Source organism: Mesorhizobium sp. M1365 (assembly GCF_040317865.1).
Taxonomy (GTDB): Bacteria; Pseudomonadota; Alphaproteobacteria; order Rhizobiales; family Rhizobiaceae; genus Mesorhizobium.
On the sequence record NZ_JAMYLG010000003.1, the window covers coordinates 320,861 to 332,954 of the forward strand.

Below are 12,094 nucleotides of genomic sequence, written 5' to 3' on the forward strand. Positions count from 1 at the left end.
GTCAGCCCCTCAGCATGGCAACGATCGAATCGACGGTCGCATTCAGCTGGTTTTCGATGAAGCCGGCACCGATATTGACGCCAAGCGCCCTGGCAAAGCCGAAATAGGCGGCCAGCGCCAGGATCAGCCCGAGCAGCACGTCACGCAGCGGACGCCGGCTGCCGAAACCGTGGCAGATGAGAACGAACATGATGACAGATGCCGCGGTAAAGCCGAGCGGCTGGATCAGCACCAGATTGGCGATCAGTCCGAGGGCGACGATGCCCATCGCCTTCCAGTCGGTCGGCGTCTCCTTTTCGTCCTCCGGCTGCCATCCGCCCCGCAAGGCGGCAATGATGAGCAGCAGCGACAGGATCATCATCCCGGTCATGGTGATGTAGGGAAAGACGGTCGGACCGACCTTGGAATAGAGCGGCGAGACCGGGATTGCCAGCGTCTGCCAGGCAACCGCACCCGCACAGGCGAGGAGCCCAACGCCGATCAGCAGTTCGGGCACTGCAAGGCGCGGCGGCGCCTGCTGGTCGCTGGTGCTCATCATCGTCCTCCCAATGCCAGCCCCGAGGGCCGGTTCTCCCTGGACCGGTCTCACTCGGCCGATCTCGGCCTAGTTTCACCTCCGGCGCCGCGTATGTCCATGCGGCTGGCGAAAATCGGCAAGGGTTGGGCGCAGGCCGCCCCTTGCCGAGAGCATCACGCCAGGCCGAGGTCCTTGAGGATCGTCCCGATGCGGGCCGTGTCTTCGGCGACGAATTTCGCATAATCGTCACCGGTGAGCAGGATCTGCGTCCAGTTACGGTTCTTGCATTCGGTGGCCCAGGCGTCGCTCTTGGCCATGGTCTCGATCAGCTTGATCATTGCTGCCTTGTCGGCGTCCGAGACGCCGGGCGGTGCGAAGACGCCGCGCCAGTTGAACAGCTCGACATCGATGCCGGCTTCCTTCATCGTCGGCGCATCAATTCCCTCCTGGCGTTTATCCGCGGAGATGGCCAGCAGCCGCAGCGCACCCGCCTTGACCTGTTCGGCGAACTCGCCATAGCCGGAGATGCCGGCCGCGACCTGGTTGCCGAGCAGCGCCGACAGCGCCTCGCCGCCGCCGGCAAACGGCACATAGGAGAGATTGGTGGCCGGAACACCGACGGTCTTGGCGATGAGGCCGAACAAGATGTGGTCCGAGCCGCCAGCCGAACCGCCGGCGACCGGAACCTGCGTCGGGTCGGCTTTGAGGGCGGCAACAAAGTCGGCCGCAGTCTTGAATGGCGAGGCGGCCGGCACCACAAGCGCCTCGAACTCGCCAGTAAGGCGGGCGATTGGCGTGACTTCGGTAAGGTTGTTAGCCGCCTTGTTGGCGATGATCGCGCCGACCATGACCATGCCAGCCACCATCAGCGCATTGCCCTTGCCCTTCCACTGGTTGACGAATTGCGGCAGGCCGACAGTACCGCCGGCGCCGCCGACATTGGTGATCTGCGAGCCGGAGATCAGTTTTTCGCTGCGCAGCACCTGGTCCATGGCGCGCGCCGTCTGGTCCCAGCCGCCGCCCGGCGCCGCTGGCACGAAAATCTGCAGCTGCGGCGCGTCCTGCGCGAAGGCGGGAATAAAATGCGATGCCGCGAGTCCGGCAGCACCTGCTGCCGCGGTGCTCATCAAGAATCGGCGTCTGTTCAGCATGGGATTCCTCCAAATCGCGACACCTCCTCCGGTGCCTGCCAGAAACGTGGCCTGACTTCAGACCCGCTCGATAAAATTCATGCAGAGTTTGCGTCTTCCTGTCAAAGACAGAACACGCCGCATGCGGCACAATCGGCCTGCACGATTTTCAGGCTGGCGAACCGGACGCCCGAAGACGACGTGGCAGGCAGTGCCAAACAACATCCGTCAGGGTTGCCGCTCCAGCAGGATGGTCGGCTTGCCTTGGTAGACGGTTCGCAGCACTTCGCCATAACCACATTTTGCCGCGACGTTCAGCGATCCGGTGTTTTCCGGATCGATGATGCAGACGGTCTTCGCGGCGCCGAACGTCTCGTCGCCCCAGGCAAGCACCCGTGCGACGACTTCGCTGGCCAACCCGTGGCCATGCGCGCCCAAAACCAGAGCCCAGCCGGCCTCCGGAATGCCCTCGATCGACGGCGTCATGTCGCGTTTCAGATCGTGAAAGCCGGCCTCGCCGATGAAGCGGCCAGTCGCTTTTTCCTCGATCGCCCAGAAGCCGTAGCCCAGAAGCGACCACAGGCCGGCGTGGCGCAGGAAGCGCATCCAGCTTTCCTCCCGCGTGCGCGGCTTGCCGCCGATAAAGCGGGTGACGGCGGGATCGGCCCACATCGCGACATAGGCGTCGAAATCGTCAAGCCGGTGCGGCCGCAGGACCGTGCGCGAGGTCTCAATTACTGGGGCGACAATTGTATGCGGACTGGCCATGGTCATGTCTCGGTTGTTGCCCGTGCAGGTCTTCCAAAAGTGGGGACAGCGACACGCCCGAGACGGGAAATCCAAATCCGTTGCGAAAAACAAGAGCCAAGGCTGTGTAGATCATCTTCCAGGCTGATGTGAATCCTGCCAGGCGGTGTTAGTTTTTCTCCAGTACTGGTTCAGGCGCGTTGGGTTCCGGCGCTGCCGTCCGACAGAGGGAAAACAGCATGGACACGACCGACCTTGTGCTTGCCATCTTCCATCATCTGCTGGTGTTTTCGCTGGCAGGCATCATCGGCGCCGAGTTCGTCCTGATCCGCAGCGACTTGTCCGCCGCGACGCTGAAGCGGCTTGTCGGCATCGATCGCCACTACGGCATCATCGCCATGCTGATCATCGTCGCCGGCATCGGCCGCGTCATCTATGGTCTCAAGGGCTGGGAATTCTACGTCTACAACTGGATGTTCTGGGCAAAGATGGCCGCCTTCGCAATTGTCGGCCTGTTGTCGATTATCCCGACCGTCCGATTCCTGTCCTGGAACAGGCAGGCGAGCGCCAGTCCCGGCTTCCAGGTGCCTGCGGCGGAGCTAGCGTCCGTTCGCAGCTATGTCCGCACCGAGGCCTTCATCTTCCTCTTGATCCCGGTGTTCGCGGCGGCGATGGCGCGCGGCTACGGTTATTAAGATAGGTCGGAGGAAGGGCATCGCGCGGCCCAACCTTTCCACTCATTTGCGCGGACAAACGTGCAGTTTGCCGTTCGAGGCTGATTGTCATTTGTCGGGTTGCGCTAGTTATTGCTCCATCTACATTCGGTTTTGAGAGGAACTCCGCGCAGCGGTTGGTAATTCGTATCCTGGGAGGAATCACGATGAGAAAATTCGTCGCCGCGCTGGCTGCCGTTGCGGCCGCCATGCTTTACCCACCGGCCGCTGGCGCGCAGACCTACCCCGAACGCACGATCAGCATTGTCGTGCCGTTTTCGGCCGGCGGCCCGACTGACACCGTCACGCGTCTTGTCGCGGAAGCCATGTCGAAGGACCTCGGCCAGCAGGTCATCGTCGAGAATGTCGGCGGCGCCGGCGGCACACTGGGCGCGGGCCGCGTCGCAAATGCCGAGCCTGACGGCTACACGCTGCTCCTCCATCACATCGGCATGGCGACAAGTGCTACGCTCTACAGAAAGCTCGCCTACGACACGCTGAACGCATTCGAATATGTCGGCCTCGTCACCGAGGTGCCGATGACCATCGTCGGCCGCAAGGACCTCGAGCCGACCGATCTGAAGGGGCTGGTCGACTACGCCAAGGCTAACAAGGACAGCATCACCGTTGCCAATGCCGGGATCGGTGCCGCCTCGCATCTGTGCGGCATGCTGTTTATGAGCGCCATCGGCACGCCGCTGGTCACCGTACCATATAAGGGCACCGGCCCGGCCATGACCGATCTTCTCGGCGGCCAGGTCGACATCATGTGCGACCAGACGACCAATACCACCAAGCAGATCCAGGGCGGCACGATCAAGGCTTATGCCGTAACCTCGCCGCAACGGCTAGACGTGCTGCCGGACGTGCCGACGACGATAGAGGCCGGTCTTCCCCAGGTGCAGGTCGGCATCTGGCACGGCATCTATGCACCCAAGGGCACGCCGGCCGAGATCACCGAACGCCTGTCGAAATCTCTGCAGGTGGCGCTGAAGGACCAGAACGTCGTCGCCCGATTTGCCGAACTCGGCACCAAGCCGTCGCCCGAGGCCGATGCCACGCCGGCCGCGCTCAAGGCCAAGCTGGAAAGTGAGATTGCGCGCTGGAAGCCGATCATCGAAGCGGCCGGCCAGTACGCCGACTAAAGGTTTTTAACGGGGCGCCGCCGGCGCCCCGTTTTTACACCGGCATCGGCACGCCCGTGAGGCGGGCCGGGAGGACGTCATGAAACCTTTCGCAATCGACAGAGCCAACGGCATATGCGCCGCGCTGTTGATCTTTATTGGCGTCTTTTTCGCGCTGCAGTCGCTGGGCCTCGAAATCGGCACCGCCTTTCGCATGGGGCCGGGCTATTTCCCCCTGGTTCTGGCGATCGTGCTCATTCTGCTCGGCGCCGTCATCCTAGTCGAGGCAGTGCGCTTCGAGAGCGAGCCGATCGGTTACATTGCGTGGCGCGGCATGCTGTTCATCCTGCCTGCTCCGATCTTCTTCGGCCTGACGGTGCGCGGCCTCGGCTTCATCCCATCGATCTTCCTGGCGGCGCTGATCGCATCGTTTGCCAGCGGCCGCATGAAGCCGCTGACCGCGCTCGTGCTGTCGGCCGGCCTGACGCTGTTCGCGTTCGCCATCTTCAGCTACGCACTCGGCCTGCCGTTCCGGCGTTTCGGCCCGTGGTTGCCACTGTCGTTGTGAGGAGATGAAATGGAACTCCTCAACAATCTCGCACTCGGCTTTTCGACGGCCACATCTTTGGCAAACCTCGGTTTCTGCCTGATCGGTGTCCTTCTCGGCACGCTGATTGGTGTCCTGCCCGGTATCGGCGCCACCGCAACCATTGCCATGCTGTTGCCGATCACCTTCCAGATCGGCGATCCGGTTTCCTCCCTGATCATGCTCGCCGGCATCTATTACGGCGCGCAGTATGGCGGCTCGACTACCGCTATTCTCATCAACATGCCCGGCGAATCCTCGTCGGCCGTCACCGCCATCGACGGCTACCAGATGGCCAGGAAAGGCCGCGCCGGGGCGGCACTGGCGACCGCGGCGATAGGCTCGTTCTTTGCCGGCACGGTGTCGACCTTCCTCGTCGCCATCTTTGCCCCGCCGCTGACGGCGATAGCGTTGAAATTCGGTGCTGCCGAGTATTTTTCGCTGATGATTGTCGGTCTGGTCTCGTCCGTCGCGCTCGCCCACGGCTCGATCGTCAAGGCGCTGGCCATGGTCGTGCTCGGCCTGCTGCTCGGCCTTGTCGGCACCGATATCTACACCGGTACACCCCGTTTCACGCTCGGCATCCGCGAATATGCCGACGGGCTGAATTTCGTCGCAGTGGCGGTCGGTGTCTTCGGCGTCGCCGAGATACTGCGCAACCTCGAAAACGAGCATGAGCGTTCCGTGCTGATCCGAAAGATCTCCGGCCTTATGCCGACCCGCGAAGATTTTCGGCGCATGGCGGCTCCCATCGTGCGCGGAACGATCATCGGTTCGGCGCTCGGCATCCTGCCGGGAGGCGGCGCGATCCTTGCCGCCTTTGCCTCCTACACCGTCGAAAAACGTGTCTCGAAAAATCCCGGGGAATTCGGCAAGGGCGCCATCGAAGGCGTCGCCGGACCGGAATCGGCCAACAATGCCGGCGCCCAAACCTCCTTCATCCCGATGCTGACGCTCGGCATTCCGGCCAACCCGGTAATGGCGCTGATGATCGGCGCTATGATCATCCAGGGCATCGTGCCCGGCCCCAATGTCGCCATCGAACAGCCTGCGCTGTTTTGGGGTATCATCACCTCGATGTGGATCGGCAATCTGATGCTGATCATCTTGAACCTGCCGCTGATCGGGCTTTGGGTGAAACTTCTTACCATCCCCTACTACGTGCTCTTCCCGATCATCATGGCGTTCTGCTCGATCGGCGTTTACAGCGTCAACACCAACGTCTACGACCTCTATGCCGTCGCCTTCTTCGGCTTGCTTGGCTACCTCCTGACCAAGCTGCGCTGCGAACCTGCGCCGCTGCTGCTCGGCTTCGTGCTCGGCCCGCTGCTCGAGGAAAACCTGCGCCGCGCCATGATCCTCTCGCGCGGCGATCCGAGCACCTTCGTGACGCGGCCGATCAGCGCCAGCCTGCTCCTCATCGCGCTTGCCGTGCTCGTCATCGTGTTTCTCCCCGCGGTCAAGAAGAAGCGCGAGGAGGTGTTTGTCGAAGAGAGTTCCTGAACGTGGACGGCGCCACATGCGAGGAACTTCACAGTCGCTTGCCGGGCACTGACTCAGTAGCCGCTTCTCCTGGCCCGAGCGGCGCGATCTCCACCAGCGGTGCAGGCACGCTGGTCGTCTTTTCCTTGGCCTTGCAGATATCGGCGATGACGCAGGCCGGGCAATCCGGCTTGCGCGCCTTGCAGACATAGCGGCCGTGCAGGATCATCCAATGATGCGCGTGCCGCATATATTCATCCGGAATGATCTTCAGGAAACCTTGCTCGACCTGTTCCGGCGTCTTGCCCGGCGCCAGGCCGAGCCTGTTACCGATGCGGAAGATGTGCGTGTCGACCGCCATCGTATGCTGGCCGAATGCCACATTGAGCACGACGTTGGCGGTCTTGCGGCCGACACCCGGCAGCTCGACCAGTTGATCGCGATCCTCAGGCACCTCGCCGCCATGGTCGCGGATCAGCGCCTCCGACAGCGCGATGACGTTCTTGGCCTTGTTGCGCCATAGCCCGATGGTGCGGATATGGTCGCCGAGCTTGGCCTCGCCCAGCGCCAGCATCTTTTGCGGCGTGTCGGCAATTTTGAACAGCGCCCGCGTCGCCTTGTTGACGCCGGCGTCCGTCGCCTGAGCCGAAAGCACCACCGCCACCAACAGCGTGAAGGCGTTGATATGTTCGAGCTCGCCCCTCGGTTCCGGCCGCTGAACGGAAAAGCGCCGGAAAATCTCATGCACCTCGGCCGCGCTGTAAAGCGCCCGCGATCTTGCGGGCCGCGGACGCCGCTTGGCGTTCGAGCCGTCGCGGCGGCCGGGCAACAGGTCTTTTTTTAGCGCAGAAGAGTTTTTGGGCTTGGGGCTTGTCATTGCCTTCCTATAATATTCCCCAATGAGCGACACAAACGCCTCATTTCAGGCCGACGAGCCATTTTTCCAGGCGCTGCTGACACCGCACCGGTCGCTGGGCAAGACCGGCTTTGCCATACTGATGGGCGCCCTGCTGTTCGGCTGGCTGGTGACCGGAGCTTTTTTTCTGTCGCGCGGCGCCTGGCCGGTGTTCGGCTTCTTCGGCCTCGACGTGATCGCCGTCTACATCGCCTTCCGCGCCAATTATCGTGCCGCCCGGGCTCGCGAGGAGGTATCGGTGTCGCGCACCAGCCTCGACATCCGCAAGACTGCCCCGTCAGGCAAATCGGAAGCACACCGCTTCAATCCGTTCTGGGCGCGCTTTTCGATCGCCCGCCACGCCGAGATCGGCATCACCAGAATGGCGGTCGAGGCGCAAGGAAAAACCGTCTCGATCGGCGGCTTTCTCAACCCCGCCGACCGCGAGAGTTTTGCCACCGCATTTTCGCGCGCTCTGGCAGCCGCTAAGGCGCGCTGAGCCAGCGTTTCAGAACCGATAGCGCAACAGCCTGCCGATCTTGCGCAATGCTGGAATGTATTTCCAAAGGCGAACAAACAGTTTCGCGAACCAGCGCATGCGAGCGGCATGTTCCGGCTTATAGGCAGGGATGTCCTCGACGAACCGCAGCTTCGGAACGGCTCGCTCCAACTCATGCGGGTTCTCGATGCTCCAATGGACCTCGGCACCGGTGGCGCGGAAGGAGGAATTGAGGCGAATGATCTTCAGGCCCAGGCGACTATAGGCATCGAAAACCAGTTCGCCGCTCGAAAGATGTCCCACCAAACGAGAAAACAGTTGCTGCCCCTCTTCGGCGCCCAGGTAGGGAGTCAGGCCTTCCGCCACGACTATGGCCGGGCGATCCCGAGGTACTTCGTTCAGCCATCCCGGTTCGGTGACCGACGAAGCGATCAGGTGGTAGTGATCCCGCACGGGATAGAGCTTGCGCCTGAGGTCGATGACTTCGGGATAGTCGACGTCGAACCAGTCCACGCCGGCTGGCGGATCGATACGGAATACGCGCGTATCGAGCCCACACCCGAGATGCAGTACGATGGCGTCAGGATTTCGGGCGAGAAAGTCCTGAACGCAGACGTCCAGCGTCTTTGCCCTGATTGCTAGACCGACGCCGAGATTGTTGTCGACCTTGAGCCGTGAGAAATCATAGTCGATGTTGCGCACCGCCTCGTCGGCAAAGTAGTCCCTGAGCAGCGAATTGGGCAGCCGGCTCTCCAGCGCCTTGCCGTAAAGTGTCAAAAGCAAAGTCTCCTTTGCCCCGGTCAGGTTTACTTTTTCACCAGCCACGACCGTCCTCCCCATTCAAAGCCCAGCTCTATCTGGGTACATGCCGCGGGAAAGCAAGTTTCGGGTGGTGATCGGCGCCGCGAAGGACGATATTCGCACTCAAGGAGATACTGCCATGAACGCCCAAATGCCTCTCAAAACGACAGCAATCCTTCAGAAAGACATCACGCCTGAAGGTGGAGACTACGAAATCGTCCGTCGTGCCATCGAAAAGATCAGCCTCGACTATCGCGACCAGCCTTCGTTGGAAGTGCTGGCCGAGGAGGTCGGCGAGACGCCGACCGGGCTGCAGAAGCTGTTCACCCGCTGGGCCGGCCTGTCGCCCAAGGCTTTTCTGCAGGCCGTCACCCTCGATCATGCGCGCAAGCTGCTCGATGCCGGCATGCCGCTGCTTGAAACCTCGTTCGAACTCGGCATGTCCGGCCCAGGCCGGCTGCATGATCTGTTCGTCACCCACGAAGCGATGTCGCCGGGGGATTACAAGACCCGCGGCGCAGGGCTCACCATCCGCTACGGCTATCATATCTCGCCTTTCGGCATCGCGCTGATCATGGTGACTGACCGCGGCCTCGCCGGCCTCGCCTTCAACGACCCCGGCGGCGAGCGTGCGGCCTTTGCCGACATGTCCAGCCGCTGGCCGAATGCGACCTATGTCGAGGACATGGCGGCGACGGCACCCTATGCCGCGCGCATCTTCGATCCGTCGCTGTGGCGCGCCGACCAGCCGCTGCGCGTTGTCATGATCGGCACAGACTTCCAGGTCCGTGTCTGGGAGGCCTTGCTGCGCATTCCGATGGGCCAGGCCTGCACCTATTCCTCGATCGCGGCGCGCATCGGCGCACCGAGTGCCAGCCGGGCTGTCGGTGCCGCGGTCGGTGCCAATCCGATGTCCTTCGTCGTGCCGTGCCACCGGGCTCTCGGCAAGTCCGGCGCACTCACCGGCTACCATTGGGGTCTGACCCGCAAACGCGCCATCCTCGGCTGGGAGGCGGGACAGGTCTCTTCTTGAATAGCCAACGAATGGAACGATTGGAGCGATGCAAGGACCGCTAGGGTGACAAGCAGCGATCTTACGGAGTAGCTTCCCGCGCAATTAGAGTGGTATGCGCTAGCGGGAGGCACTTCTTGATCGTCGTCATCGGCTCCATCAATCTCGATCTCATCGCCAGTGTCGACCGCTTGCCCGGTCCCGGCGAGACCGTGCGCGGCTCCGGTTTCGCTACTGCCCCCGGCGGCAAGGGCGCCAACCAGGCGCTGGCCGCCGCCCGCGCCGGCGCCAAGGTGCGCATGGTCGGCGCGGTCGGCAAGGACAGCTTCGCCAGCGACGCTCTGGCGCTGCTGCGCGACGGCAAGATCGACCTGTCCGGCGTCGGCGAGACCTTTGCCTCGACCGGTACCGCGTTGATCATGGTCGGCGCCGACGGCGAGAACGTGATCGCCGTTGTGCCGGGCGCCAATGATTCGGTCGTGCCGGGTGACCTTTCCAAGGCTTTCGTAAAAAACGACGACGTCGTGCTGCTGCAACTGGAGATCCCGCTGCAGACCGTCGAGGCAGCACTCGACGCGGCAAGGACAGCCGCCGCGATCACCGTGCTCAACACCGCCCCTTTCCATGGCGACGCGGCCGGCTTCCTCGGCAAGGCCGACTATGTCGTCGCCAACGAAACCGAGTTCGACCTCTATGGCGAGGCGCTGTCGTTGAATGGCCGCGACCGCCCGGCACGGATGCGCGACTATGCCGCGAGAACCGGCCGCACCATCGTCGTCACGCTTGGCGCGGACGGCGTTCTGGCGGCAACGCCGGACGATCTCCTGATGGTTCCGGCGCTGAAGATCAGTCCGCTCGATACGGTCGGCGCCGGCGACACGTTCTGCGGCTATTTTGCAGCCGGGCTGGCAGCCGGCCTGCCGCTCGACCAGGCGCTTGCCCGCGCTGCCGCAGCCGGTTCGCTGGCCTGCCTGAAAGCCGGTGCACAGCCGGCCATCCCGCTGGCCAGGGACGTCGATGCCGCTCTGCAGAAATCTACAGGCTGAAGCCGGATGACAGCCATGCGCCCGACGACCAAGCATGCGGTGCCGCCCGCCGGCGACATCTGCCGCCTGTCTGCCGTGGCGCTTGCCGGGAAGATCCGGCGCCGGCAGCTTTCGGTGCGCGAAGTGGTCGCGGCATTCCTCGACAGGATCGAGGCGGTGAACCCGCTGGTCAACGCTATCGTTTCATTGCGTGAGCGTGCCGACATCCTGCGCGAGGCCGACAGCGCTGACGCTCATCTGGCGCGAGGTGGAGATACCGGATCGCTGTTCGGCCTGCCGATCGCGATCAAGGATCTTGCGCTGACAAAAGGCCTGAGAACCACCTTCGGCTCGCCGATCTTCGCCGATTTTGTGCCTGAGGAAGACGACTTCTTCGTCGAGCGCGTCCGCAAGGCCGGCGCGATCATCATCGGCAAGACCAACGTTCCCGAATTCGGGCTCGGCTCCAACACCTACAACACCGTGTTCGGACAGACGCTCAACGCATTTGACCCGGCGCTGACCGCCGGCGGCTCGAGCGGCGGTGCGGCGGTCGCGCTGGCGCTCGACATGGTTCCCGTTGCCGATGGCAGCGATTTTGGCGGTTCCCTGCGCAATCCCGCTGCCTACAACAATGTCTATGGCTTCCGTCCATCGCAGGGATTGGTGCCGGCCGGCCCTGACCTTGATGTGTTTCTTGCGCAAATGGGCGTCGAAGGGCCGATGGGGCGTAAGGTGCGGGACATGGCGCTGCTGCTCGACGTGCAGGCCGGCTACCATCCTCGCGCGCCGCTGTCGCATGATAAGCCAGGCTCGTTTCTCCAAGGGGTGGAAACGCCGGCGGCCGGCGGGCGTATCGCCTGGCTCGGCGATCTCGAAGGTCATCTGCCGGTTGAAGCAGGCATTCTACAGCTTTGCGAGGCAGCACTCGGCCGGTTCGCGGGTGTATCCTTCGAGGCCGAGCCGCTGATGCCGGAATGCGACTTCGAAGCGCTGTGGCAGGCATTTGTAACGCTTCGGCAGGCGAGCAGCGGTTGTGCGCTCAAGGCGCATTACGACGATCCCTCGAAACGCAGCCTGCTGAAGCCGGAGGCCGTGTGGGAGGTGGAACATGCACTGCGCCTCACCGCGCCGCAGATCCATGCCGCCACGGTGAGGCGCTCGTCCTGGCACCGAATACTGCTATCGCTCTTCGAGCGTTTCGACCTGATTGCGCTGCCAGCCGCACAGGTCTTTCCCTTCGATGTCGTCACCCACTGGCCAAGGGAAGTGGCCGGGCGTGCCATGGACAGCTATCACCGCTGGATGCAGGTCTCAGCGCTCGCCACGCTGGGCGGCTGCCCGGCGGTCAACGTACCGGCGGGCTTCGACGCCAGGGGCAGGCCAATGGGCATGCAATTGATCGGGCGGCCGCGCGGTGACCTCTCCGTGCTGAGGGCGGCTGCCGCCTATGAGACAACGCTGCCATGGCAGGCCGGCGCCTGCTGAAATCAACTCCGCATTGTCGGCGCCTCGCCGGCTTGCACGCAACTCATCGCCATGCATTGATCGCGACAGCGCGCC

General features: G+C 63.1%; 13 protein-coding genes. 8 read left to right on the forward strand and 5 right to left on the reverse strand.

The window, feature by feature from the left end; genetic code table 11:
- Position 1: 1 nt before the first annotated feature.
- From NKH04_RS05750 to NKH04_RS05760, 3 genes are all read right to left on the reverse strand, one after another.
- Positions 2-535, reverse strand: a complete 534-nt coding sequence (locus NKH04_RS05750; RefSeq protein WP_352469447.1) for a tripartite tricarboxylate transporter TctB family protein — start codon at positions 533-535, stop codon at positions 2-4.
- Between the two features lie 155 nt (positions 536-690).
- Entirely contained in the window at positions 691-1,668 is a 978-nt protein-coding gene (locus NKH04_RS05755; protein ID WP_352453995.1) for a Bug family tripartite tricarboxylate transporter substrate binding protein, read from the reverse strand.
- Positions 1,669-1,875: 207 nt separating this feature from the next.
- Positions 1,876-2,421, reverse strand: coding sequence for a GNAT family N-acetyltransferase (locus NKH04_RS05760; protein ID WP_502896413.1), 546 nt, complete (start codon positions 2,419-2,421; stop codon positions 1,876-1,878).
- Positions 2,422-2,633: 212 nt separating this feature from the next.
- On the opposite strand from NKH04_RS05760, the gene NKH04_RS05765 reads away from it, so the two are divergent.
- From NKH04_RS05765 to NKH04_RS05780, 4 genes are all read left to right on the forward strand, one after another.
- Positions 2,634-3,089, forward strand: coding sequence for a DUF2214 family protein (locus NKH04_RS05765; RefSeq protein WP_352469445.1), 456 nt, complete (start codon positions 2,634-2,636; stop codon positions 3,087-3,089).
- A 185-nt stretch (positions 3,090-3,274) separates the two neighbouring features.
- A complete protein-coding gene (locus tag NKH04_RS05770; protein ID WP_352469444.1) occupies positions 3,275-4,252 on the forward strand; it encodes a tripartite tricarboxylate transporter substrate-binding protein in 978 nt (325 codons plus the stop codon).
- 79 nt (positions 4,253-4,331) lie between these two features.
- On the forward strand, positions 4,332-4,799 hold the full coding sequence (locus NKH04_RS05775; protein ID WP_352469443.1) for a tripartite tricarboxylate transporter TctB family protein: 468 nt from the start codon (positions 4,332-4,334) through the stop codon (positions 4,797-4,799).
- A gap of 9 nt (positions 4,800-4,808) precedes the next feature.
- Positions 4,809-6,320 (forward strand): tripartite tricarboxylate transporter permease, encoded by a 1,512-nt coding sequence (locus NKH04_RS05780; RefSeq protein WP_352502656.1) that lies wholly within the window; start codon positions 4,809-4,811, stop codon positions 6,318-6,320.
- A 28-nt stretch (positions 6,321-6,348) separates the two neighbouring features.
- Here the strand turns inward: NKH04_RS05780 and nth are convergent, their stop codons facing one another.
- Positions 6,349-7,176 (reverse strand): endonuclease III, encoded by an 828-nt coding sequence (nth, locus tag NKH04_RS05785; protein ID WP_352918304.1) that lies wholly within the window; start codon positions 7,174-7,176, stop codon positions 6,349-6,351.
- A 22-nt stretch (positions 7,177-7,198) separates the two neighbouring features.
- On the opposite strand from nth, the gene NKH04_RS05790 reads away from it, so the two are divergent.
- Positions 7,199-7,693, forward strand: coding sequence for a DUF2244 domain-containing protein (locus NKH04_RS05790; RefSeq protein WP_023675281.1), 495 nt, complete (start codon positions 7,199-7,201; stop codon positions 7,691-7,693).
- Positions 7,694-7,702: 9 nt separating this feature from the next.
- On the opposite strand, the gene NKH04_RS05795 is transcribed toward NKH04_RS05790, so the two are convergent.
- Positions 7,703-8,518 (reverse strand): class I SAM-dependent methyltransferase, encoded by an 816-nt coding sequence (locus NKH04_RS05795; protein ID WP_352469440.1) that lies wholly within the window; start codon positions 8,516-8,518, stop codon positions 7,703-7,705.
- Positions 8,519-8,633: 115 nt separating this feature from the next.
- Here NKH04_RS05795 and NKH04_RS05800 point away from each other — a divergent pair, with 115 nt between their 5' ends.
- From NKH04_RS05800 to NKH04_RS05810, 3 genes are all read left to right on the forward strand, one after another.
- Positions 8,634-9,527 (forward strand): methylated-DNA--[protein]-cysteine S-methyltransferase, encoded by an 894-nt coding sequence (locus tag NKH04_RS05800; RefSeq protein ID WP_352453988.1) that lies wholly within the window; start codon positions 8,634-8,636, stop codon positions 9,525-9,527.
- Positions 9,528-9,643: 116 nt separating this feature from the next.
- Entirely contained in the window at positions 9,644-10,552 is a 909-nt protein-coding gene (locus tag NKH04_RS05805; protein ID WP_352818293.1) for a ribokinase, read from the forward strand.
- Positions 10,553-10,558: 6 nt separating this feature from the next.
- On the forward strand, positions 10,559-12,019 hold the full coding sequence (locus NKH04_RS05810) for an amidase (protein WP_352469437.1): 1,461 nt from the start codon (positions 10,559-10,561) through the stop codon (positions 12,017-12,019).
- Positions 12,020-12,094 lie beyond the last annotated feature (75 nt).